The following is a 23,880-nucleotide window of genomic DNA, read 5'->3' as shown; positions in this document are numbered from 1 at the left end:
CATTGAACTACTCCTTGTGATTTTATAAAAATTAATGAATCTGCTTATTTAGATGAATCTTATTAAAAATCAATGCTTCTTACACTATAGATATTTGTGTATTAACTTCTTGTAATTTCTCTTAGTTTGCACACACGATCTTTCTACAACTATTGTTAAACATCAATCTGGCACTTTACAATGACATAAATAATGCTCATTTCTATCTTGTTCGAACCTTTAATGGCTGTGTTAAGAGGGGGGCATAGTGAGCGTTTACAGTATAAGTAGTTGCAGAAGAAGGCTACAAGAAAAAATCTGCTGCTATTTTGCTGCCAATGGTAGATCTTGGAAACAAAAAAGCCACCTCGAAAGGTGGCTTAACTGCATGATTTACATCATTAAATTTGGTGGCCCCTGCTGGGTTTGAACCAGCGACCAAGCGATTATGAGTCGCCTGCTCTAACCACTGAGCTAAGGGGCCAGCGGAGCGGGGATTATAAAGTATCTCGGAGGGGTGATCCAGCGTTCGCCAATCGGTTGGTGAAAATTAGAACAATATCTGAGTCATTGATCTCCAAGCAAAAATCACATTTCACAGCCTATCAACGCTCAACCCACACCCAGCCATGGCTGTTTTTATGAGGCAAGGCACATCACGCACCTTGCCTCAGCAACGCCCAGAGCTTACAGATAACGTGATGCGGGTTTATTCAATGAGATATACGGAATCATCGCGCCACGCGCTTCATCAAGCTTCTGCCACAGGCTCATCTCTTCCACGGAAGGGATGGTAATCAGCTCGCCCGCATCCAGACCGCTCAAGGCTGCCGCGACCAGATCCTCGACTTCCATCATCTTCTCAGCCGGGATGTCATTAATCGATTTCCCGGCACGATCAAAGATTTCCGTCCGCGTGAAGCCGGGCAATACGGCTTGCAGCACCACGCCGCTGCCTGCTAACTCGCGATCCATATTGCGCGTCAGCGATAGCACATAGGCTTTGCTGGCGTTGTAGGCGCCATTCATTACCTCATGTACCAGTGCGACCACTGAAGCGATGTTCACGATGGTGCCTTGTCCGCGTGCACGGAAGGCTTGTGCAGCGCTGTGGGCCAGTTCGGTCAGCGCGATGATATTGAGCGACAGCATGGTTTGAATCGGCTGAATATCGGCGTCGGTAAACTCACCTTCCACCACCATTCCCGCATTGTTAACCAGCATCGTAATGTCGTGGTTGTCACGCAGTTCACGTGCCACGTTTGCCAGGTCATCCGTTTGCGTGAGATCCGCCGCCAGCACGCGGACGTCAACGCCATGTGCCTCTCGCAGTGATTGCGCCAGCTGGTTAAGCCGTGAGGCATCACGCGCCACCAGAATCAAATTGCTGCCGAGTGCGGCCAGCTGTTTCGCGTAAGTTGCACCAATGCCGCTGGATGCGCCAGTAATCAAAGCCAGTTGTTGTGTCATGGTCGGTTCCTTTAAATGATGGTTGTCATATCTGATGGAACTTAATATGACGATCATCATATTTTTCGTCAAGCTGGAATATGATGATCGTAATAATTACACTGATTGCTATTAACGATGAGCAGGATGGTGAGAGATGGAAAAGCTAAGCCACAAGGCGCGCACGCGGCAGCGCATACTGGATGAGGCAGCGGTGGTGATGCGCGAATGCGGCACCGAAGGCATTGGCGTGGCGGCGCTGATGAAGCGCGCGGGCTTAACTCACGGCGGCTTCTACGCCCATTTTGATTCGCGAGAAGCGCTGGTTGAAGCGGTGATTGCCGAGATGTTTGCTGATTCGGCGCAGCGCTTTGCGGCCATCACCAGCCTTGCCGATCCCGCCGAGCGACTGACACAACTGATCGATAACTATCTCTCTGAGCATCATCGCAACACGCCGGGAGAAGGCTGTCCGATGCCTGCGCTGGTGAGTGAGATGGCCCATCTGCCGATTGAAACACGCACGCTGTTCTCGCAACGTCGCGATGCGGTGCGGCAACGGCTGGCGCAGGCTCTCAACGAAATGCATCATCCTCAGGCTGATGACGTCGCCGCTAGCATGCTGGCGGAAATGGTCGGTGCGGTGGCGCTGGCGCGTGCCTGTCCGGATGATGAGGAAGCGCGCAATATGCTGGCGGTGAGTCGTCGGTTAGTGAAGCAAAGGGCGGGGCTGGAGAGCGCATGAGCGAGCACGATATTCAGGACATTATTGCGCCGGATTTGCAGGTATTGTTTTGTGGTATCAATCCGGGAAAGTCATCGGCGCACACCGGCTTCCACTTTGCTCATCCGGGTAATCGTTTCTGGAAGGTGATCCATCAGGCCGGTTTTACCCGCGAATTGCTGAAACCAGAACAGGAGCAGCGGCTGCTGGAAACCGGTTGTGGCATCACTATGCTGGTTGAGCGTCCCACCATTCAGGCCAATGAGTTGGCGGGTGATGAGCTGCGCGATGGCGGGGCGCGTTTGCGGGAGAAGATCTTACGCTATCAGCCGCGTGCGTTGGCGGTACTGGGCAAAGATGCGTTCCAGAAGGCGTTCCGACAGCGCAAAGTGGAGTGGGGCGAGCAGCCGCAAACCTTGGGCGAAACGCGTTTGTGGGTGCTGCCCAATCCCAGCGGTTTGAACCGCGCCACGATAGAGGAGATGGCGGCAGCTTATCGCCAACTTCATGATTGGTTACAGAATAACACGTGAGCGTGCTCCGCTTAACGCGGCCCTGAAGTTGTTCAATCTGTGGTTTCTGACTAAACCCAAATCTTTATGGCAAATAAAGAGAGGGAAGATGAAACGCACAATCGCGTTAGCGGCGCTGCTGGTGATGGCGCAACAGACGGCACAAGCGGAAACGCTGAAAGTATTTAGCTCCGGTGGCATGTATCCGGTGATTGAGAGCCTGAAGCAGGATTATCAGCAGCAAACCGGCAATACCCTACAGCTGGAAGCGGCACCCTCAATGGGCGATACGCCACAGGCTATCCCTAATCGTCTGAAGCGTCAGGATAATGCCGATGTGCTGGTGATGGTCGATTACGCCATCAAGCCGCTGGAGCAGGCTAAGTTTGTGGATAGCAACAGCCTTCAGGTGCTGGCGCACTCGTATATCGCGATGGCGGTGAAGCAGGGCATGACGCCGCCGGATATCAGCACGGTGGCGAAATTCAAACAGGTCCTCACGGAAGCCTCCAGCATCGCGATATCAGACAGTGCCAGCGGCAAATATATTCAAGGCAAGATGCTGAGCAAGCTGGAGTTGGGGCCGAAGACCGCCAGCAAAGTGTCAGTGATCCCCGCCACGCCGGTGGGTGAAGCGGTGGCGCAGGGGAAAGCGGAGCTGGGCTTCCAGCAGAACAGCGAATTGCAGGCGGTGAAGGGGATTACCATTGTTGGGTTAATCCCGCCGGCGGTGCAGCAGGATACTTTGTACGGCGCGGTGATTACGCGTAGCACGCAGCAGAAGCAGGCGGCGGCGCAGTTTGTGAAGTATTTGCAGAGCGATAACGCGCGCAAAATGATGCAGGAAAAAGGGCTGACGCCGTTTTAAGGCAATAAAAAACCCCGGCAAGCCGGGGTTTTTCGTCTTAACGAGGATTAATCGTCAAGGAAGCTACGCAGCACTTCGGAGCGGCTTGGGTGACGCAGCTTACGCAGCGCCTTGGCTTCGATCTGACGAATACGCTCACGGGTAACGTCAAACTGTTTGCCAACCTCTTCCAGCGTGTGGTCGGTGTTCATATCGATACCGAAACGCATACGCAGGACTTTCGCTTCACGCGCAGTCAGACCCGCCAGCACGTCGTGGGTGGCTGAACGCAGGCTTTCTGAGGTAGCAGAATCCAGCGGCAGCTCCAGCGTGGTGTCTTCGATAAAATCGCCCAGATGTGAATCTTCATCATCACCAATCGGCGTCTCCATAGAGATCGGCTCTTTAGCAATTTTCAGCACTTTGCGGATCTTATCTTCTGGCATCAGCATACGCTCAGCCAGCTCTTCCGGCGTTGGCTCACGGCCCATCTCTTGCAGCATCTGGCGCGAAATACGGTTGAGTTTGTTGATGGTCTCAATCATATGCACCGGAATACGGATGGTACGTGCCTGGTCGGCGATAGAACGGGTGATAGCCTGACGAATCCACCAGGTCGCATAAGTTGAGAACTTATAACCACGACGGTATTCAAACTTATCAACCGCTTTCATCAGGCCGATGTTACCTTCCTGAATCAGATCGAGGAACTGCAGACCACGGTTGGTGTATTTCTTGGCGATAGAAATAACCAGACGCAAGTTTGCTTCAACCATCTCTTTCTTCGCACGACGCGCTTTGGCTTCGCCGATCGACATGCGACGGTTGATGTCTTTAACCTGCTCGATGGTCAGGCCGGTCTCTTCTTCAATCTGCTGCAATTTCTGCAGTGAACGCGTCACATCATCTTCAACTTCAAGCAGTTTCTCTGACCAGGGCTTATTCATGGCCAGCGCCGCTTTGAACCAGCTTGGGCTGGTTTCGTTGCCGGTGAACAGCGTGATGAAGTTCTTCTTCGGCATTTTGCAGATTTCAATACACAGCTTCATGATCAGGCGCTCTTGCGTACGCACGCGCTCCATCATGACGCGCATACTGTTCACCAGGTAGTCGAATTGCTTCGGCACCAGGCGGAACTGTTTGAACACTTCAGACAGGTTATTGATTTCTGCAACGGCATCAGCGTGGCTGCGGCCTTTGGCTTTGATCACGGTACGGGTGGTTTCGTACTGGGTGCGCAGATCGTTGAACTTCTCGCGCGCCAGTTCTGGATCGATGGAGTTATCATCGTCAGAGCTGTCATCGTCGCCATCTTCGTCTTCTTCATCGTCGTCGTTACGGTCTTCTTCAGACAGTTCAGAACCCACGTGAGTGGCGGTTGGCGCGATATCTTCTTCCGCGTTCGGGTCAACAAAGCCGGTGATCAGGTCAGACAGGCGAGATTCGCCCGCTTCCACACGATCGTACTGATCGAGCAGATAGGTGATGGCTTCCGGATATTCGGCAACCGAGCACTGAACCTGGTTGATACCGTCTTCGATACGCTTAGCGATGTCGATTTCGCCTTCGCGCGTCAGCAGCTCAACGGTACCCATTTCGCGCATATACATACGCACAGGGTCAGTAGTACGGCCAATTTCAGATTCAACGCTAGAGAGTACCTGCGCGGCAGCTTCTGCGGCATCTTCGTCAGTATCAGTACTGTTCTCATTCAGCATCAGATCATCGGCATCAGGTGCTTCTTCAACAACCTGAATACCCATGTCGTTAATCATCTGGATGATGTCTTCGATCTGATCGGAGTCGACGATATCTTCCGGCAGATGGTCATTGACCTCAGCATAGGTCAGATAGCCCTGCTCCTTACCACGGGTGACAAGCAGCTTAAGCTGTGACTGCGGGTTTTGCTCCATAAGACGGTATCCACACTTCTGTTAATTAGATTGGTGTCGGTCGGCAGCGAGCCAACTATAACAGTGAAGGCGTTGTTCTTTTGCCGCTGCCTTCAACGCGGCCAGGGTATCGACCCTTCATATATCGGCACTTAAGCCGCTTGAATTCTTGCTTTGCGGGCCTGGCTTACTTGCCATTTTCGTCCCCGGCAGTGCTCGTAATCCTCACGTACTTCAGTACGCTCCGGTTACTGCGCGCTGGCGGTAACGAAACTGGCTTCGACGCCGACGGCCCTCGTACGGTGCGCTTAAAACCGAACCGAACGATCAAACCAAAACGGCGGCTTTAACAGCCTTCAACGTTCTGGTCTGGTAAAAATCTTATTTTTTCGCTAATGCCTGGCTTAAGGCCCAGAACTCGCGGCGTTCGGCGGCGCTCAGGCCTTCGGTACGATCGCGTGCGATAAGCGCTTCAAGGCGCTGTTCAAGGGCTGAGTCGTAAAGACTCGCCAGTGAATCCTGGAACACGGCTTCTGCTTCTTCATCCACTATCATGTGGTTCCAGGTGGCCAGCGTTTCAAGGGGCTGGCTAAATTCTGTCCCGCGATATAACTCTAGTAGCTGTCCGGTCGTCAGGCCAGGATTCTCAGTACAACGACTGACTAACTCCACAAACAGCGGTAAACCCGCCATTTTTGACTGCTCAAGCCCATCCAGCGTAGGAACGATGGCGGCAAATTGCGGATTCTGCACCAGTAACGCAATCAACACGCGCATGGTGGTGCGCTTCAACGGGGGAGCCGTTGGCGCAGTGCCGATTTCTGCCTGCTTTGGCATCAGCTTGTCTAACTGGTTATCGTCCAGAATGCCGAGTTTATTACCCAGATTCTGACGCATATAAATGCGTAAAGTTTCACCGGGGATCTGGCTAATCAACGGCAGCGCCAGCGTTGCCAGCTTGGTTTTACCGTCACGCGTGCTCAGATCGACCTGTGGCATCAGGCTGTCGAATAAAAACGTGGAGAGCGGTAAAGCCTGCTCCATCCGCGCTTCAAACGCCTCTTTGCCTTCTTTACGCACCAGCGTGTCCGGATCCTCGCCATCAGGCAAAAACATAAAGCGTAGCTGACGACCGTCATTCATGTAAGGCAATGCGGTTTCCAGTGCACGCCATGCGGCTTCGCGCCCCGCGCGGTCGCCGTCGTAACAGCAAATCACCGTGTCGGTAGAGCGGAACAGCAGCTGAATGTGCTCAGCGGTGGTCGAGGTGCCCAGCGAGGCAACGGCATAATCGATGCCAAATTGCGCCAGCGCCACCACGTCCATATAGCCTTCTACAACCAGCAAACGCGCGGGCTGCGGATGATTCTTTTGCGCTTCATACAGGCCATATAACTGACGGCCTTTATGGAAAATCGGTGTTTCCGGCGAGTTCAGGTACTTCGGCGTATCGTTGCCCAGTACACGTCCACCAAAACCAATGACGCGCCCACGCTTATCGCGAATCGGGAACATCACGCGATCACGGAAACGATCATAAGTGCGGCCGGAATCGTTACTGACCAGCATGCCCGCTTCCATTAAGGATTCGCGGTCTTCTTTCTGCTGACCAAAACGTTTCAGCACGTTATCCCAGCCTGCTGGCGCATAACCAATCGCGAAGTGATCGATCACTTGCTGGCTGAGACCGCGTGTGGCGAGATAATTTTGTGCAGATGTCGCTTGCGGGTTACGCAGGCTTTGCTGATAGAAACCGTCGAGGCCTTCCAGCAGCTGATACAGACTTTGACGCTGATGACGTTCCATCGGGCTGGGGCCGTTGCCCGCTTCATACGGCACTTCTAAGCCGTGTTGCGTGGCCAGCTCCTCAACGCTTTCGACGAAATCCAGACGATCGTGATTCATCAGGAAATCGATGGCGTTACCTTTGGCGCCACAGCCGAAGCAGTAATAGAACTGCTTCTCACCGCTTACGGTGAAAGAGGGGGTTTTCTCGTTATGAAAAGGACAGCACGCGTGATAGTTCTTACCCTGCTTTTTCAGCTTAACGCGGGCATCGATAAGATCCACGATATCCGTGCGGGCAAGTAAGTCATTAATAAATACGCGTGGAATTCGTCCAGCCATAAGCCCCGGTTTTTCAGCTCATAAACGGCAACAAGCCGCGCTTCCTTTCGGAAAGCACGGCCTCTTACTTGACTCTGTCTGCGTTTAACACGCGGCGGAAGCGAACTTCCGAAAGAAATTAGTACAGACGAGTGCGGCGTGCGTTTTCGCGAGCCAGTTTCTTGGCGTGACGCTTAACAGCAGACGCTTTAGCGCGCTTACGCTCAGTCGTTGGTTTTTCATAAAACTCACGACGACGAACTTCCGCCAGAACACCTGCTTTCTCGCAAGAACGCTTGAAGCGACGCAGTGCTACGTCGAAAGGCTCGTTTTCACGTACTTTAATTACCGGCATGTAACTCTTACCTCGATAAATTCGGTTTTGCTGCTGACTGCGGCGCCAGCACTTTTAAAATGGTGCAGCATTTTACTCCAGCCGTAGCCGAGTTGTAAAGCACCATGAACAATTTAGAACCAACAGAGACATATGCCATCGCGGCTGCCGGTTTTTTCAGGCCGTGGAGTATAGCGCACTCTTTGTGCGACAGAAAAACACTTTTTCCTGGCAAAGTCGTCCAGCGTGTGATTCGCCTGTGCTACACTGCGCGCCGCAAGAAGAGGGTGATAAAAGCTATGCGAGTTCTGGGTATTGAAACGTCCTGCGATGAAACCGGCATCGCGATTTATGACGATGCGTCCGGTCTGTTGGCGAATCAATTATATAGCCAGGTCAAACTGCACGCCGATTACGGTGGCGTAGTGCCCGAACTGGCCTCACGTGACCACGTGCGCAAAACCGTTCCGCTGATTCAGGCTGCGTTGAAAGAAGCCGGATTAGCCGCAAAAGACATTGATGCCGTGGCCTATACCGCCGGTCCAGGTTTGGTCGGTGCGCTATTGGTCGGGGCGACTGTCGGCCGTGCACTGGCGTTCGCGTGGAATGTGCCTGCCGTGCCAGTCCATCATATGGAAGGCCATCTGCTGGCACCGATGCTGGAAGAGAATCCACCGGAGTTTCCGTTTGTGGCACTGCTGGTCTCCGGCGGTCACACGCAGTTAATCAGCGTCACTGGCATTGGTGAATACACTTTGCTGGGCGAATCGATTGACGATGCGGCGGGTGAAGCTTTCGATAAAACCGCCAAACTGCTCGGTCTGGATTATCCAGGCGGGCCGATGCTGTCACGCATGGCGCAGCAGGGCACGCCGGGTCGCTTCAAATTCCCGCGCCCGATGACCGATCGCCCAGGGCTGGATTTCAGCTTCTCGGGTTTGAAAACCTTCGCCGCTAACACCATTCGTGAACATAACGGCGATGAGCAGGCGCGTGCCGATATCGCTCGTGCGTTTGAGGATGCAGTGGTGGATACGCTGATGATCAAGTGCAAACGCGCGCTGGATCAGACCGGCTTTAAACGCCTGGTGATTGCCGGTGGTGTCAGCGCCAACCGCACGCTGCGTGAGCGCATGGCCGAGATGATGCAAAAACGCGGTGGTGAGGTGTTTTACGCGCGTCCGGAGTTCTGCACCGATAACGGCGCAATGATTGCCTATGCGGGCATGGTGCGGCTGAAAGGCGGTACGCGTGGTGGATTGGGCGTCAGCGTCCGGCCACGTTGGCCACTGGCAGAATTGCCCGCCATTTAAAACGAAAAAACCGGCATCGCGCCGGTTTTTTTATTTCTTCTTCCGCTTCCAGATCTTATTTTCCTGGCCGCGCCACAAGCGCTGGATGTTGTCGTGATGGCGCAACAGAATCAAACAGGAGAGCATCGAAACCGGGAAGGTGAACTGGGGTTTGAACCACCACACGTAAAACGGCGCGATCAGCGCACTGACTATCGCACCCAGCGAGGAGTAGCCGCTCAGCAGTACCGTCAGCAGCCAGGTGCCGGTCATCAATCCCGTCAAATCCCAGCCAATCGGCGCAATCGCACCAAACGCCGTCGCCACGCCTTTACCGCCACGAAAACGGAAGAACACCGGATAGATATGGCCGAGGCAGGCAGCAATCGCGGTCAAGCCGAGATACATCGGCGTGACGTGCAGCAGATAGGCGATCCATACCGGAATCATCCCTTTTGCCACGTCGAAAATCAGTACCGCAGCCGCAGCGGCTTTGCCACCAATGCGCAACACGTTGGTCGCGCCTGGGTTGCCGGAGCCAGCGGTACGCGGATCGGGTAAGCGCGCGAGTTTACAAACCAGGATCGCACTGGAAATCGAGCCGCAAAGATACGCGAAAATAATCATACCAAGCGCGATAGCACTCATAGCGTCGTACCGTTCCTTTTTGGTCGTTTTGTTCTCGATAAGCGTGGATAATACGCATAATCCGCCGGAAGTGGTATCCGGCTTAGCCAAAAACAGAGACTGACATCATGGATATCGTATTTATAGAACAACTCACCGTGTTCACCACCATTGGCGTTTACGACTGGGAACAGGGCATGCAGCAGAAGCTGGTGCTCGATGTCGAAATGGCGTGGGACAACCGTCGTGCCGCGGTGAGTGACGATGTGAACGACTGTCTGAGCTATGCCGATGTCACCGAGGTTATCCTCAATCATCTGCAGGGCCAGCGCTTTGCCTTAGTCGAACGCGTGGCGGAGGAAATTGCCGATCTGTTGATGAATCGTTTCAAAACTCCCGGTGTACGTATCAAGGTCGGGAAACCTGGCGCGGTGGCCCAGGCAGCGACCGTTGGCGTGCGTATTGAGCGCGGGACTATTCCTAAATAAATCATCCGTGATTGCCATCACAATGAAACCAAACCAAATTATGGTGTGTCTCACTTGAGGCCGTTGCGCTAACGGACGCGAAGTTGCCGATTTTCTTAAGGTTTCCTTCAGCGTGGCGCAGGCATAATTTTAGGCGGTAGCACCTTGCGACCGCCTTTTTACTGTTTAAAACGGATAGAGGAAAAATTTTGATGGCAGATATTCACCAGCTTTGGGTTGCTGCAATCCTGGGGGTTGTGGAAGGCCTCACGGAATTCCTGCCGGTCTCTTCTACGGGCCATATGATCATTGTTGGCCATCTGTTGGGTTTTGAGGGTGATAAAGCTGAAACCTTTGAAGTTGTCATTCAGCTGGGTTCAATTTTAGCGGTAGTGGTGATGTTCTGGCGCCGCCTGTTCGGACTGATTGGTATTCACTTCGGTAAGGAGCCGCATGAAGGCACCGGAACCGGGAAACTGACGCTGATTCACATCCTGTTAGGTATGGTTCCCGCGGTGGTGATTGGTCTGGTGCTTCACGATCAAATCAAAAGCCTGTTTAATCCGATTAACGTGATGTACGCGCTGGTCGTTGGTGGCGTGTTGCTGTTGGTCGCGGAGTACTTCAAGCCGAAACAGCCTAAAGCGGTAGGTATCGATGATATCACTTACCGCCAGGCGTTTATGATTGGCTGCTTCCAGTGTCTGGCGCTGTGGCCGGGCTTCTCGCGTTCGGGTGCCACCATTTCTGGCGGTATGCTGATGGGCGTGAGTCGTTATGCCGCATCGGAGTTCTCGTTCATCCTTGCGGTGCCGATGATGATTGGTGCGACCGGCTTGGATCTCTACAAGAGCATGGGCTTCCTGACGATGCAGGATTTCCCGATGTTCGCCGTCGGCTTCGTGACCGCCTTTATCGTTGCGCTGCTGGCCATCAAAGTGTTCCTGGAACTGATTAAGCGTATTTCGTTTGTCTCGTTCGCTATCTATCGCTTTATCGTGGCGGCGGCGGTTTACGCCATCTTCATGTAAGCGCGGCGTGCGGCCAGTTATGCTGGCCGCACGTTGATCAACCCTTCCTGTACCGTCATCACCCGACGACGCGTCAACTCTTCCCGCACGGCTGGGCCTTTAAAACCTGCTGCAACTACCTCCTTCGTCGGCACCGCCTGAGACAGTGCAAACGCCTGACGTAGATAATCGCCTTGTGGATAGGCCAGGCTTTCCATTCCGGTGCGACCGCGCGCATCAGCTTCGCTGGTTAGCGCCATCTTCTCAACGCGATCGGGCTTACGCCAAGCATCAATGCGATCAAACAGAGCCACCAGTGACTCCGCAGACTGACGCTCAATGGTGTGGACGATATCGTGGAATTCGGTGACGATTAACGCCAGGTCGCGCACCTGATTGGGTACGCGCAGCCGCTGGCACAGTGCTTCGACAATCGGGACGCCAGCTAAACCGTGACCATGATGGCTCGGCCATTTTTCCGGCGGCGTCAGCGCCTTACCGACATCGTGGAACAGCGTGGCAAAGCGCACGTCCAACTCATCTGAAAGGGCGGCAGATATCGTCAGCGTCATTAACGCGTGCACGCCGGTATCAATTTCGGGATGCCATTTGATCGGCGCCGGAATGCCGTACAGGTTATCCAGCTCCGGGAACAGCACCTGCAACGCACCGCAGTCACGCAATACCTGAAAATAGACCTGCGGGTTGCGGGTCAGCAGGGCTTTTTCGGTCTCTTTCCACACGCGTTCGGCCGTGAGGTCAGCTAACTCGCCGCTCTCCACCATCTCACGCATTAAGGCCTGAGTTTCATCTGCGACACGGAAATTGAGGTGGGCAAAACGGGCAGCGAAACGCGCCACGCGCAGGACGCGCAGTGGATCTTCGTTAAAGGCGGCGGAGACATGGCGCAGGGTGCGATTCGCCAAATCCTGCTGCCCGCGATAAGGGTCGATTAAGCTGCCGTCGTCGGCCTGCGCAATGGCATTGATGGTGAGATCGCGACGCTGCAAATCCTGCTCCAGCGTCACGTCCGGGGCAAATTGTGTGACAAAACCGGTGTAGCCTTTGCCATTTTTGCGCTCGGTACGCGCCAGTGCATACTCTTCACGACTGCGTGGGTGCAAAAAAACCGGAAAATCCCGGCCCACCTGCTGATAACCTTGTGCCAGCATCGCTTCAGGTGTGGCACCGACCACCACCCAATCTCTATCTTTTACCGGCAAACGCAGTAAGGCATCACGCACCGCGCCACCGACCAGAAACGTCTTCACTCAACCACTCCAGAGGCAATGTATTCTGCGCGCCGTGCACGCATGTTGCGTTATTGTTGCATACTTTGGCTAAATATCGGGCACGCCAAAAGGGGCATCTTACGATCCCCTTGAAGAAAAGAACAAATCGGCGTGGTGGTTTAGTTCATCCAGCGATCGTTTTTGTTACGGCGTGGCACCATGTGCGGCAATACCAAACCAAGCAGCAAGCCGACACCCAACACGCCGCCACCATACATAAACCACTGCATGATGATGGTGCGCTGTTTGTCATCCAGCTGGACGTTCGCGGCGCTGACTTTCTTCTGCGCGACAATCAGCTCATTTTTCAGCTTCTGATTTTCCGCTTTCAGGCCGTCAATGGTGCCGTCGCTGTTCGCCACTTTGCTCTGCATTTCAGAGGTGCGCTGATTCCAGCTGTTGTCGATATTCGCCAGCTTAGCGGTGAGATCTTTGACCTGTTGCTCCAGCTGCGGCACGCGGGTGCGCAGGCTAGGTTCGGCACTCAACTGGGACAGTGGGATCCAGTTGGTTTTCCCTTCGGCATCACGAATCTGACCATATTGGGAATCGTTGTTGACCTGCAACAGGGTGACTTCCTCTCCGGCATTCAGCTTGCCAATCAAGCGATATTGATCGCCCGGACCGCTGCGTACCCAAGTGGATAATTCATCGGAGATATAACGCTTTTCGTCAGCAGCATGAACGGGGGCGATGGCGCTAAATGCCAGCAAAGAAAGGGCAGCAAGTGTGATTTTTTTCATTCGATGTCGTTTTTTCTTAATGGCGTAAAATTACCGGCACAGTCTGGAGACGCTTCTCAAAAATCTGAATGAGAACTATCCTGGTCTCAATCTGGTGCGAAAAGGGTCGTAAAAGCACAAGAAAGCGGAGACAGCGGGCTTCCGGTGCATTACTCTTCGCCAGATTAAACTCGTAAGTGCCAGCAGCGTATTGAATAAAAAATTATGACCATCGAAATCGAATTAAAGTTCATTGCCACACCACAAGCCGCCGAAAAACTCGGTGAAACCCTTGCCGCGTGGCCACATCAGCACTTCGCCGCACGCGAGCTGACTAACATCTATTTTGAGACCGATGACAATCAGCTACGTCGTTGGGATATGGGCCTGCGCATCCGCGGTGTCGATCAGCGTTATGAGATGACGCTGAAGGCCGCCGGAAAAACCGTGGGCGGTCTGCATCAACGCCCGGAATATAACGTCGACCTCGCTGAGCCTACGCTGGATATCGCCCAGCTGCCGGCCGAAATCTGGCCAGAAGGCACCGATGTCGCGGCATTACAGCAGCGCCTGCAACCGCTGTTCAGCACCCATTTCCAGCGTGAAGCCTGGCTGGTGCAGTTTGGTGAGAGCGAAATTGAAGTGGCGTTTGATCGCGGAGACGTCGCCGCAGGCGAATTGAGCGAGCCGTTGTATGAAGTCGAGCTGGAGCTGAAAAGCGGCCAGCGTGCCGACATGCTGCAGTTCGCAGAAGCCTTGATCACCGCTGGCGGCCTGCGCCTGGGCAGTTTGAGCAAAGCGGCGCGCGGTTATCAGCTGGCTCAGGGCAATCCTGCCCGCCCACTGCGTGCGTTAGCGCTGCAAAAAATCGGTGCCAAAGCCACGGTAGAGCAGGGCATGGTCAATGCAATGACCGCCGGTCTTAACCAGTGGCAGTATCACGAAGAAGTCTGGCTGCGCGGAAATGCCGATGCCAAAGAAGCGGTGATGGATGCGCTGGAAACCCTGCGTCAGGCGTTTTCGCTGTTTGGTGCGCTGGTACCGCGCAAGGCGAGCAGCGATCTGCGTCAGAAACTGACGCGTCTGGATGAGCTGTTAGCGGATGCGGAAATTGATGCGGAAACCGCCTGTTTCTCGCCTGTCTCTGTTGGTGCTCAGTTAGCACTTACTCACTGGCTAGTGGAGTCGCAATGGCAGAACTGGCTGGATGATAAGAGCAAAAGCAAGCTGCAGGGTTCGTTCAAACGCTTCAGCGACATCATGCTCAGCCGTATTGCTGCCGATCTGCGTGAGACCTTCGTCGATGTGCAGCTGTTTAACGAATTCCAGGACAAATCCACGCGCCTGAATCGCCAGCTGCTAGCGGTGCATCTGCTGGCAGGGGCTTACCCAGCGGAAGAGGTGAATGTCTGGCTGGCAGGCTGGCAGGAACTGCAGCATGCGATCCGCATCCAGCAGGATCGCGGGTTGATTCAACTGGTTAATCTGGCCATTCGGCCATCGCCGTTCTGGCTGAATAGCGGAGTGAAACGCTAAGCCGGTCGCACAATCGGATCAGGGAGGGAAGATGTTGTTACCGTTACCGGCGCTGATGCAGGCGCAGTTAGCTATCGTGGCCGAGCGCCTGAATATGCCGCCTTCCGCCTTTACGGCAGAGCAGGCGGGCGCGCTGACCTTTAGTGACTTTATCGTTGATAACCTGCAGCAGCATCCGGAGTGGTGGCAACAACTCCAGCAGCAACCGCCTGCACCAGGTGAGTGGCAGCACTACAGCACCTGGCTGAATCAGGCGCTGGCGGGCGTGGAAAATGAAACTTCCCTGATGCGCGAACTGCGTCTGTTCCGCCGCCATATGCTGGTGCGTATGGCGTGGATGCAGGCGCTACAACACGCCAGCACCGAACAGAGCCTGACGCAACTCAGCACGCTGGCGGAGATTCTCATCGCTGCCGCTCGTGATTGGGTGTGGCAGGATTGCAGCCGCGATTTCGGCACGCCGAGCAATGAAGCCGGTGAAGCGCAGCCCATGCTTATCCTCGGCATGGGCAAGCTGGGCGGCGGCGAACTCAACTTCTCTTCCGATATCGACCTGATCTTTGCCTGGCCGGAAAACGGCGTGACGCAAGGTGGCCGTCGTGAACTCGATAACGCCCAATTCTTTACCCGCATGGGCCAGCGCCTGATCAAAGTGCTGGATCAGCCGACCGTGGATGGTTTCGTCTATCGCGTGGATATGCGCCTGCGCCCGTTTGGTGACAGTGGCCCGCTGGTGCTGAGTTTTGCTGCGCTGGAAGATTACTACCAGGAGCAGGGGCGTGACTGGGAGCGCTATGCGATGGTTAAAGCGCGCCTGATGGGCGACGATCAAGGCCGCTGGAGCCAGGAGTTGCAGCAGATGCTGCGTCCGTTCGTCTATCGCCGTTACATCGATTTCAGTGTGATTCAGTCGCTGCGCAACATGAAAGGCATGATTGCCCGTGAAGTGCGGCGTCGTGGCCTGAAAGACAACATCAAACTCGGCGCGGGCGGCATTCGCGAAACCGAATTTATCGTGCAGGTGTTCCAGCTCATTCGTGGTGGACGTGAGCGCTCACTTCAGCTCCGTTCCCTGTTGCCAACGCTGCAGGCGATTGGTGAACTGGCCTTGCTGAGTCCGGCGCAGGTGGAACATTTGCGTGCGGCCTATCTGTTCCTGCGTCGTCTGGAAAATCTGCTGCAAAGCATCAATGATGAGCAGACGCAAACCCTGCCGGAAAACCCGCTTGATCGTCAGCGTTTAGCCTGGGCGATGGGCGCGGCGGATTGGGATGCGCTGATGGTGCAACTTGAACAGCAGATGGCGGGGGTGCGCAGCATCTTTGATGAACTCATTGGTGATGATGCGCCAGACGTGGACGATCAACCGCAGCTGGCAGAATTTGCTGGTCTGTGGCAGGACACGCTGGAGGAGAGCGATCTCATTCCTGTTGTGCCACAGCTGAACGAAGCGCAACGTCATGCGCTCTTCGAATCGCTGAACAGTTTCCGCCAGGATGTCAGCCGCCGTACCATCGGCCCGCGTGGGCGTCTGGCGCTTGATCAACTGATGCCGCGCCTGCTGAGCGAAGTCTGTCCACGTGAAGATGCTGATGTGGTGCTGGGCCGTTTGACACCGCTGCTGCTCGGTGTATTGACGCGTAGCACCTATCTGGAGCTGCTGACAGAATATCACGGGGCACTTCGCCATCTGATCCGCCTGTGTGCCGCCTCGCCGATGGTCGCCAGCCAGCTGGCACGTTATCCGCTGTTGCTGGACGAACTGCTCGATCCCGCCACGCTGTATCAACCCACGGCCACCGATGCGTATCGTGATGAACTGCGTCAGTATCTGCTGCGCATTCCCACCGATGATGAGGAACAGCAGCTGGAAGCGCTGCGGCAGTTCAAGCAGGCGCAGCATCTGCGCATTGCCGCGGCCGATATCGCTGAAACGCTGCCGGTGATGAAAGTGAGCGATCACTTAACCTGGCTGGCAGAAGCCATTATCGAATCGGTGGTGCAGCAAGCGTGGCAAATGATGGTGCAGCGCTATGGTCGTCCTTCGCACCTCACCAGTGACAGCGAGCGTGGTTTTGCCGTGGTCGGCTACGGCAAACTGGGCGGCTGGGAGTTGGGTTACAGCTCGGATCTGGATTTGGTGTTCCTGCATGACTGCCCGGACGATGCGGAAACTGATGGCGAACGCGTGATTGATGGTCGCCAATTCTATCTGCGGCTGGCGCAGCGCGTGATGCATCTGTTTAGCACGCGCACCTCCTCTGGCATCTTGTATGAAGTCGATGCGCGCCTGCGTCCGTCTGGCGCGGCGGGCATGCTGGTGAGTACCTTTGCCGCCTTCGATGATTATCAGCGTAATGAAGCCTGGACCTGGGAACATCAGGCGCTGGTGCGCGCGCGTATTGTGTTTGGTGAGACGTCGCTCTGCGATCGTTTCAATGAGATCCGTCGCGGCATTCTTTGCCTGCCGCGTGAGCGTCCTGCACTGCAAAAAGAAGTGCGAGAGATGCGCGAGAAAATGCGTGCCCATCTGAGCAACAAACACAAAGGACGCTGGGAGATCAAAACCGATGAAGGCGGCATCACCGATATTGAATTCATCGCGCAATATCTTGTCTTAGGCTACGCGGCAGAGCAGCCTGCGTTGACGCGTTGGTCGGACAATGTGCGAATTTTTGAATTGATGGCGCGTCAGGAGATCATGGATGCAGAGGAAGCGCAGGCGCTGACTCACGCATATGTCACGCTGCGTGATGCATTGCATCATCTCGCATTGCAGGAGCTGCCGGGGCACGTCGCGCCGGAATCTTTTGCTATTGAGCGGGCTGCCGTGCATCGCAGCTGGCAACGCTGGCTAGCTGCCACCGAATCTGATAGCGCGGAAGCGTAAAATAACGCTTCGTCCCCTTAGTGACCCGGCATACAGGAAGGCGCGCAGCCCACGCACCTGTGGCTCGAAGTATCATCGGGGTATGTTATTATCCGCGCATAATTTTGACCGTAGTCTGGAGTCTTTGGAATGAAAGTAACGCTGCCCGCTTTTGGCAAAGCCGCTGTGCTGGTTGTTGGCGATGTCATGTTAGATCGCTACTGGTATGGCCCAACCAGCCGTATCTCGCCTGAAGCCCCGGTACCGGTGGTGAAAGTCGATACCATCGAAGAGCGTCCTGGCGGCGCGGCCAACGTGGCGATGAACATTGCTGCACTGGGTGCGGGCTCGCGTTTGATTGGCCTGACGGGTGAAGACGATGCGGCACGTGTGCTGAGCGAGACGCTGGAAAAGGTCAACGTCGATTGTGATTTTGTCGCGGTGAAAAGCCATCCCACCATCACCAAACTGCGTGTGCTTTCGCGCAACCAGCAGCTGATCCGCCTCGATTTCGAAGAGGGTTTCGAGCAGGTTGATCCACAGCCTATCCACGATCGTATGCGTCAATCGCTGGCGCAGGCCGGTGCACTGGTGCTGTCAGATTACGCCAAAGGCGCGTTGAGCAGCGTGCAAACCATGATTCAGCTGGCGCGTGAAGCCAACGTGCCGGTGTTGATCGACCCGAAAGGCACGGATTTTGAGCGCTACCGCGGTGCGACTTTGCTGACGCCTAACCTGTCTGAGTTCGAAGCCGTGGTGGGTAAATGCAAAACCGTGGAAGAGATTGTGAGCCGCGGCATGCAGCTCATCGCCGATTATGAGCTCTCCGCGCTGCTGGTCACCCGCTCTGAAAACGGCATGACGTTACTGCAACCGGGCAAAGCGCCGCTGCATCTGCCGACGCAGGCGCAGGAAGTGTTTGACGTCACCGGTGCAGGTGACACCGTTATTGGCGTGCTGGCCGCCGTGCTGGCGGCCGGAGACAGCCTGGAAGAAGCCTGTTTCCTCGCCAATGCGGCAGCGGGCGTGGTCGTGGGCAAACTCGGAACATCAACCGTGAGCACCGTTGAGCTGGAAAACGCCATTCATGCTCGCCCCGACAGCGGGTTTGGTGTGATGACCGAAGCCGAGCTTAAAGCAGCGGTGGCGCTGGCGCGTCAGCGCGGTGAGAAAGTGGTGATGACCAACGGCGTGTTCGACATCCTGCACGCGGGCCATGTTTCCTATCTTGCCAACGCACGTAAGCTGGGCGACCGTCTGATTGTTGCGGTAAACAGTGATGCTTCCACCAAACGTCTGAAAGGCGAAACCCGTCCGGTTAACCCGCAGGAAAACCGTATGATCGTGCTTGGTGCGCTGGAAGCGGTGGATTGGGTGGTGCTGTTTGAAGAAGACACGCCACAGCGTTTGATTGCGGGTGTGTTACCGGATCTGCTGGTGAAGGGCGGCGATTACAAGCCGGAAGATATTGCGGGCAGTAAAGAGGTTTGGGCCAACGGCGGCGACGTGCGGGTGCTGAATTTCGAAGACGGTATCTCCACCACCAACATCATCAAGACGATTCGCAGCCACTAACGGCGAGCACTGAGATCCCAGATGATTCGCCGTCACTACAAGCGAGCACTGGGATTTCCAATGATTCGCAGCCACTAACGGCAAACTCTGAGAGTTCAGACGATTCGCAGCCACTCACGGCGAGCGTAGGGCAAGTGGATACTAACTCAACAGGCGGCCAAAAGGCCGCCTGTTATTGTCTGCGAGCAATGTATGCTCAACGGGTGCTTGCAAGCGATATACGCCGGCGAGTCAGTGGTTTACTGCGGAGTGTCGATTTTACCCGCCGGATCCGGTGTCACTACCGCGGGTGCCGGTGCGGCTGGGCTCTCACTTTCCAGTTTTGCCAGGCGCTGTTCCAGTGCGGCCAGCTTCTCACGCGTGCGCAGCAGTACCTGCGTCTGCACATCAAACTCTTCACGATTAACTAAATCTATGCGGGTTAACTGCGCCTGCAATACCTGACGAATTTTCTTTTCGACATCGTCGCCAAAGTCGCGAATCCCTTTTGGCATGGCTTCATGGACCTGGCGAGCCAGTTGTTCAATTTTTTTCGTGTCGATCATGATGATTTCCTGGTTGCGGTGGCTGATAACAGCACGTGTTCCGACTCAACAAAGGTTAAGTGTAATGCCTGAAACGAAAAGGTTAAACCTGAATTCCGCATCGCAGTAAATGCAAAAGCATTTGCGCTTTTGTCGATTGCCCGTCCAGATGATTGGCGTTATAGTGACCTCGCTTATTCTCAGGGCGGGGCGAAATTCCCCACCGGCGGTAAATCAGCTTCGGCTGAAAGCCCGCGAGCGCTTTCGCTGCAAAGTGAAAGGTCAGCAGATCCGGTGTAATTCCGGGGCCGACGGTTAGAGTCCGGATGGGAGAGGGTAACGACATCAGCCGGGCTTACGCCCGCGTCACGTTTTTGCCATGTGTATTATTTGCGCACTCCTAAGCACGCCCTGGTTCTGGTAACTCATATATTTTTTATAAGGTTTTTTACCATGAATCAGACGCTTCTTTCTGAATTTGGCACGCCGGAACAGCGTGTAGAACGCGCCATCGATGCGCTGCGTAACGGTCGCGGTGTGATGGTGCTCGACGATGAAAATCGTGAAAACGAAGGTGACATGATCTTTGCCGCCGAAACCATGACCGTAGAGCAAATGGCACTGACTATTCGCCACGGCAGCGGCATTGTCTGCCTGTGCATCACTGAAGAGCGCCGCCAGCAGTTGGATCTGCCGATGATGGTAGAAACCAACACCAGCTCTTATGGCACTGGCTTTACCGTCACCATTGAAGCCGCGGAAGGTGTCACCACCGGTGTTTCTGCCGCTGACCGCGTCACCACGATTCGTGCCGCTGTGGCAGATGGCGCTAAGCCGAGCGATCTCAACCGTCCAGGCCATGTCTTCCCGCTGCGCGCGCGCGAAGGTGGTGTGCTGACGCGTGGTGGTCACACTGAAGCCACCATCGATTTGGTGACGTTAGCAGGTTTCAAACCCGCCGGTGTGCTGTGTGAATTGACCAATGACGACGGCAGCATGGCGCATGCGCCAGAAGCGATTGTGTTTGCCAAACAACACGATATGCCGGTCGTGACGATTGAAGATCTGGTGGCTTATCGCCGCGAGCGTGAAACGCGCCAGGCAAGCTAAGCCTCAGTTATCGTCATCAAAAAATCCGCGGCTTCTCCAGGCTGCGGATTTTTTATAGCGCTAAAGTACGTTTTAAACCCCATTTTCACCGCCCATTCACCGCACAAATTCTTATTCAAATTCCCTGATAGAGATCATCACAGTTATCAGCGTTAATCCCGGCACGAAAGCGCGTATCGTAGCGGCTAATAAAGCGACACTTTCGTCAGAGGAACCATCATGAGCCACAACCGTATGCCCGCCCTGTTTTTAGGTCACGGCAGTCCGATGAACGTACTGGAAGACAATACCTATACCCGCGCATGGCAGCATCTGGGGGCAACATTGCCACGTCCGCGCGCCATTCTCGCAGTGTCGGCACACTGGTACACACGCGGTACGGCGGTGACGGCCATGCATAATCCCCGCACCATCCATGATTTTGGTGGCTTCCCGCAGGCGCTGTTTGATGTGCGTTATCCGGCTCCGGGCTCGCCAGAACTGGCACAGCAAGTGATCGATCTGCTGGCACCGATTGACGTCCATGCCGACCAGGAGTGGGGATTTGATCACGGCTCATGGGGCGTGCTGGCAAAAATGTATCCGCAAGCCGATATCCCGGTGGTGCAGTTAAGTATCGATGGGACGCAATCGGCGCAATGGCACTTCGAATTAGGTCGCAAACTGGCGTCACTGCGTGACGAAGGCGTGATGATCGTCGCCAGCGGTAACGTGGTGCATAACTTGCGGATGCTGCGCTGGCAGGGTGCCGCCACAAGCTATCCATGGGCAGAAAGCTTCAATGAATTTGTGCGTGAGAATTTGAGCTTTGCCGGTGAAGCAGCAGATCATCCGTTGGTGAATTATCTGCAGCACGAAGGTGCAGAGATGTCCAACCCAACGCCAGAACACTATCTGCCGTTGCTGTATATCCTCGGTGCGCGTGCAGCTGAGGAGTCGATCAGCATTCCGGTGGAAGGGATGGAGATGGGCGCAATCAGTATGCTTTCGGTGCAGGTAAGTTAATGAACTGGCCGCCCGCGTCTGACGGGCGGCACAGCATTTATTCGATAAAGGTATGCGGGTAGAAGCGTGACAGATCCTGAGTGATCAGCGCGCGATCTTCACGAATGCCGATACCAGCGGGTTGATCGTCAATCAGCCAGCTGCCGATCAAGGTGTAGCTGTCGCCGAACTTCGGCAACGGATGGAATTGCTGGATGATCATTCCCTCTTCGCCGTACGGACCTTCAGCACGGGCGATCTCCTGACCATTTTCGATGATGCGAATATTGGCACCTTCACGTGAAAACAGCGGTTTCACCACGTACTTGTCCATCTGCGGGGCATTTTTGTCGTCGGCAAAGTAGGCGGGCAGCAGGTTGGGATGGTCAGGGAACATCTCCCACAGCAGCGGCAGCAGCGCTTTATTCGAGATAATGCTTTTCCACGCCGGTTCTAACCAACGCACACCGGCATCTGCTAGCTTGGTGGAGAACACTTCACGCAGCATAAATTCCCACGGATAAAGCTTAAACAGGTTGCTGATCACCTGGTCATGCTGATCGGTAAACTGGCCTCTTTCACCCAACCCAATATCATCGATATACAGGAATTCATTCGGCAGGCCGGCTTCGGTGGCGCAATCCTGCATATACTGCACTGTGGCACGATCTTCTTCGGTGTCACGGCAGCAGGCAAAGTGCAGCCAGTTAAAACCGTGCTCCTGATGCAACGCGGCAAAGCGCTCAATCAGCTTTTCCTGCAGGCTATTAAACTGGTCACTGCCTTGTGGCAGGTTGCCCGCATTGACTTGATCTTCCAGCCAGATCCACTGGAAAAAGGCCGCTTCATACAGAGAGGTCGGCGTGTCGGCGTTATTCTCTAGCAGCTTGGCATCGCCTTTACCGTCCCAGGCTAAATCCAGACGGGAATAGAGCGACGGCTGGTGCAGTTTCCACGAGTCTCGTACGAAGTCCCAGGTGTGTTTGGGGATGCAGAAGCGGGTGAGCAGTTCATCACTGTTCACCACTTTTTCCACCGCCTGCAGACACATCTGATGCAGTTCAGCGGTGGTATCTTCTAATTGCTCAACCTGTGCGAGGGTGAACTGGTAATAAGCGTCTTCACACCAGTAAGGTTCACCGTACATGGTGTGAAACTGGAAGCCATATTCGTTGGCTTTTTCGCGCCAGTCCGGACGTTCGCTGATAGCAATACGTTGCATACTGCGGCTTAGCCTCCCATCGAGCGGCTGCTGCCAGTGCTGCTGCGATTGGTGCTGGTGGCATTGCTGCGCTGCATGGTGTTTTGTTTCGCAACGCTCTCACCGAAGCCACCACGCGTGATGGTGGAGGTGGTCGCTGGCTTAGGTGCCATGGCGGTTTTCGGTACGTTCATGCTGCGGCCTGAGGTCGCGGCACCATAGTTTTTGCCTGAAGCATCGACAAACTGACCGTTAGCCGGGCTGTTCGGGGTTTTCGGTGAGAACAACGGTTGCTGCGCAAAGCCCGCGCCGCCGCCCATCATGCGACCCATCATGTAACCGGCCATCAACGGCATCCAGAAGCTACCGCTCTGCTGCGCTTCGGCATTGTTAGTGGTGCCGACACCGGCCTGAGCAGGTGTTTGCTGGCACTGATTCTCACCGAACTCTGCGACGCAATCTTCGCGCGTGGCGTATTTCGGTGCGGTGCGTTCGGCTTCTTTCTTCGCATTGTTATATGCAGTGGTACATTGTGCGCTCTGGCTAGGGTTAGCTTTCGCACAATCATCCGCGTTTTGGTACAGCGATACTGTCTCATCGCTCTGTTCGCAGCCAGCCAGCATAAACACTGCGGTCACCGCGAGTGCAACTGGCGTTAAATGGCGTGCCTGCCAGCTTTTACGAAAAGCGGCATGACGAATATGTTTAGTCCGTTTCATTATTTTCATCCTGTGCCCAAAGGTGGGGCTTAGGATAGGTGATGAGTGGTGGAAAATGAAGCGAGAAGCCGGATGGCTGGGGGATCTTTACGTTGTTATACGTTTGAAT

Annotated in this window: 21 protein-coding genes, 1 tRNA gene and 1 riboswitch; of the genes, 11 read left to right on the top strand and 11 right to left on the bottom strand. The window is 54.8% G+C overall.

Annotated elements, in window-relative coordinates; all coding sequences use genetic code 11:
• Window positions 1-387: 387 nt before the first annotated feature.
• Window positions 388-463, bottom strand: a tRNA-Ile gene (locus VH86_RS03025).
• Window positions 464-666: 203 nt separating this feature from the next.
• Window positions 667-1,449 carry an SDR family oxidoreductase gene (locus VH86_RS03020; RefSeq protein ID WP_045831833.1) on the bottom strand — a complete coding sequence of 261 codons (783 nt, stop codon included), beginning with the start codon at window positions 1,447-1,449 and terminating at the stop codon, window positions 667-669.
• A 136-nt stretch (window positions 1,450-1,585) separates the two neighbouring features.
• Here VH86_RS03020 and VH86_RS03015 point away from each other — a divergent pair, with 136 nt between their 5' ends.
• From VH86_RS03015 to VH86_RS03005, 3 genes are all read left to right on the top strand, one after another.
• Entirely contained in the window at window positions 1,586-2,173 is a 588-nt protein-coding gene (locus VH86_RS03015) for a TetR/AcrR family transcriptional regulator (protein WP_045831832.1), read from the top strand.
• Window positions 2,170-2,685: a G/U mismatch-specific DNA glycosylase gene (gene mug / locus VH86_RS03010; protein WP_045831831.1), complete on the top strand. Its 516-nt coding sequence runs from the start codon at window positions 2,170-2,172 to the stop codon at window positions 2,683-2,685. Before VH86_RS03015 ends, mug begins: the two co-directional genes overlap by 4 nt.
• A gap of 88 nt (window positions 2,686-2,773) precedes the next feature.
• Window positions 2,774-3,532: a substrate-binding domain-containing protein gene (locus VH86_RS03005; protein WP_045831830.1), complete on the top strand. Its 759-nt coding sequence runs from the start codon at window positions 2,774-2,776 to the stop codon at window positions 3,530-3,532.
• Window positions 3,533-3,579: 47 nt separating this feature from the next.
• Here VH86_RS03005 and rpoD read toward each other — a convergent pair whose 3' ends face one another.
• The 3 genes from rpoD to rpsU form a co-directional block, all read right to left on the bottom strand.
• On the bottom strand, window positions 3,580-5,424 hold the full coding sequence (gene rpoD / locus VH86_RS03000) for an RNA polymerase sigma factor RpoD (protein WP_034828348.1): 1,845 nt from the start codon (window positions 5,422-5,424) through the stop codon (window positions 3,580-3,582).
• 360 nt (window positions 5,425-5,784) lie between these two features.
• On the bottom strand, window positions 5,785-7,530 hold the full coding sequence (gene dnaG, locus VH86_RS02995; protein ID WP_045831829.1) for a DNA primase: 1,746 nt from the start codon (window positions 7,528-7,530) through the stop codon (window positions 5,785-5,787).
• 118 nt (window positions 7,531-7,648) lie between these two features.
• On the bottom strand, window positions 7,649-7,864 hold the full coding sequence (gene rpsU, locus VH86_RS02990) for a 30S ribosomal protein S21 (RefSeq protein ID WP_001144069.1): 216 nt from the start codon (window positions 7,862-7,864) through the stop codon (window positions 7,649-7,651).
• Window positions 7,865-8,142: 278 nt separating this feature from the next.
• Between rpsU and tsaD the strand changes: the two genes are divergently transcribed.
• Window positions 8,143-9,156, top strand: coding sequence for a tRNA (adenosine(37)-N6)-threonylcarbamoyltransferase complex transferase subunit TsaD (gene tsaD / locus VH86_RS02985; protein WP_045814812.1), 1,014 nt, complete (start codon window positions 8,143-8,145; stop codon window positions 9,154-9,156).
• Between the two features lie 30 nt (window positions 9,157-9,186).
• On the opposite strand, the gene plsY is transcribed toward tsaD, so the two are convergent.
• Window positions 9,187-9,783: a glycerol-3-phosphate 1-O-acyltransferase PlsY gene (gene plsY / locus VH86_RS02980; RefSeq protein WP_045814811.1), complete on the bottom strand. Its 597-nt coding sequence runs from the start codon at window positions 9,781-9,783 to the stop codon at window positions 9,187-9,189.
• 107 nt (window positions 9,784-9,890) lie between these two features.
• On the opposite strand from plsY, the gene folB reads away from it, so the two are divergent.
• Both folB and bacA read left to right on the top strand, forming a co-directional pair.
• Entirely contained in the window at window positions 9,891-10,250 is a 360-nt protein-coding gene (folB, locus tag VH86_RS02975) for a bifunctional dihydroneopterin aldolase/7,8-dihydroneopterin epimerase (RefSeq protein ID WP_034828354.1), read from the top strand.
• A gap of 191 nt (window positions 10,251-10,441) precedes the next feature.
• The gene (gene bacA, locus VH86_RS02970) at window positions 10,442-11,260 is read left to right on the top strand and encodes an undecaprenyl-diphosphate phosphatase (RefSeq protein WP_038644661.1); all 819 of its coding nucleotides are present in this window, start codon (window positions 10,442-10,444) and stop codon (window positions 11,258-11,260) included.
• A 17-nt stretch (window positions 11,261-11,277) separates the two neighbouring features.
• Here the strand turns inward: bacA and VH86_RS02965 are convergent, their stop codons facing one another.
• Together VH86_RS02965 and VH86_RS02960 are read right to left on the bottom strand one after the other, a co-directional pair.
• A complete protein-coding gene (locus VH86_RS02965) occupies window positions 11,278-12,510 on the bottom strand; it encodes a multifunctional CCA addition/repair protein (RefSeq protein ID WP_045831828.1) in 1,233 nt (410 codons plus the stop codon).
• Window positions 12,511-12,650: 140 nt separating this feature from the next.
• Entirely contained in the window at window positions 12,651-13,274 is a 624-nt protein-coding gene (locus VH86_RS02960) for a TIGR04211 family SH3 domain-containing protein (RefSeq protein WP_045831827.1), read from the bottom strand.
• A gap of 204 nt (window positions 13,275-13,478) precedes the next feature.
• Here VH86_RS02960 and VH86_RS02955 point away from each other — a divergent pair, with 204 nt between their 5' ends.
• From VH86_RS02955 to hldE, 3 genes are all read left to right on the top strand, one after another.
• Window positions 13,479-14,789 carry an inorganic triphosphatase gene (locus VH86_RS02955; protein ID WP_045831826.1) on the top strand — a complete coding sequence of 437 codons (1,311 nt, stop codon included), beginning with the start codon at window positions 13,479-13,481 and terminating at the stop codon, window positions 14,787-14,789.
• 31 nt (window positions 14,790-14,820) lie between these two features.
• Window positions 14,821-17,679: a bifunctional [glutamate--ammonia ligase]-adenylyl-L-tyrosine phosphorylase/[glutamate--ammonia-ligase] adenylyltransferase gene (gene glnE, locus VH86_RS02950; RefSeq protein WP_045831825.1), complete on the top strand. Its 2,859-nt coding sequence runs from the start codon at window positions 14,821-14,823 to the stop codon at window positions 17,677-17,679.
• A 129-nt stretch (window positions 17,680-17,808) separates the two neighbouring features.
• A complete protein-coding gene (hldE, locus tag VH86_RS02945) occupies window positions 17,809-19,233 on the top strand; it encodes a bifunctional D-glycero-beta-D-manno-heptose-7-phosphate kinase/D-glycero-beta-D-manno-heptose 1-phosphate adenylyltransferase HldE (protein WP_045831824.1) in 1,425 nt (474 codons plus the stop codon).
• Between the two features lie 239 nt (window positions 19,234-19,472).
• On the opposite strand, the gene VH86_RS02940 is transcribed toward hldE, so the two are convergent.
• Entirely contained in the window at window positions 19,473-19,778 is a 306-nt protein-coding gene (locus tag VH86_RS02940) for an accessory factor UbiK family protein (protein WP_045831823.1), read from the bottom strand.
• 171 nt (window positions 19,779-19,949) lie between these two features.
• A riboswitch (FMN riboswitch) is annotated at window positions 19,950-20,099 on the top strand.
• A gap of 111 nt (window positions 20,100-20,210) precedes the next feature.
• Between VH86_RS02940 and ribB the strand changes: the two genes are divergently transcribed.
• Together ribB and ygiD are read left to right on the top strand one after the other, a co-directional pair.
• Complete coding sequence (gene ribB, locus VH86_RS02935; RefSeq protein WP_034828370.1) at window positions 20,211-20,867, top strand: 3,4-dihydroxy-2-butanone-4-phosphate synthase; 657 nt, start codon at window positions 20,211-20,213, stop codon at window positions 20,865-20,867.
• Window positions 20,868-21,086: 219 nt separating this feature from the next.
• Window positions 21,087-21,872: a 4,5-DOPA dioxygenase extradiol gene (ygiD, locus tag VH86_RS02930; RefSeq protein ID WP_045814805.1), complete on the top strand. Its 786-nt coding sequence runs from the start codon at window positions 21,087-21,089 to the stop codon at window positions 21,870-21,872.
• 37 nt (window positions 21,873-21,909) lie between these two features.
• On the opposite strand, the gene VH86_RS02925 is transcribed toward ygiD, so the two are convergent.
• On the bottom strand, window positions 21,910-23,073 hold the full coding sequence (locus tag VH86_RS02925) for a glutathionylspermidine synthase family protein (RefSeq protein ID WP_045831822.1): 1,164 nt from the start codon (window positions 23,071-23,073) through the stop codon (window positions 21,910-21,912).
• 8 nt (window positions 23,074-23,081) lie between these two features.
• The gene (locus VH86_RS02920; RefSeq protein ID WP_038644673.1) at window positions 23,082-23,771 is read right to left on the bottom strand and encodes a DUF1190 family protein; all 690 of its coding nucleotides are present in this window, start codon (window positions 23,769-23,771) and stop codon (window positions 23,082-23,084) included.
• Window positions 23,772-23,880 lie beyond the last annotated feature (109 nt).

This window comes from Pantoea sp. BL1 (genome assembly GCF_000963985.1).
In the GTDB taxonomy this organism is placed as follows: domain Bacteria; phylum Pseudomonadota; class Gammaproteobacteria; order Enterobacterales; family Enterobacteriaceae; genus Pantoea; species Pantoea rwandensis_B.
Note: the sequence above shows the minus strand (reverse complement) of the source record. Positions and strands in the feature narration are given on the sequence as shown.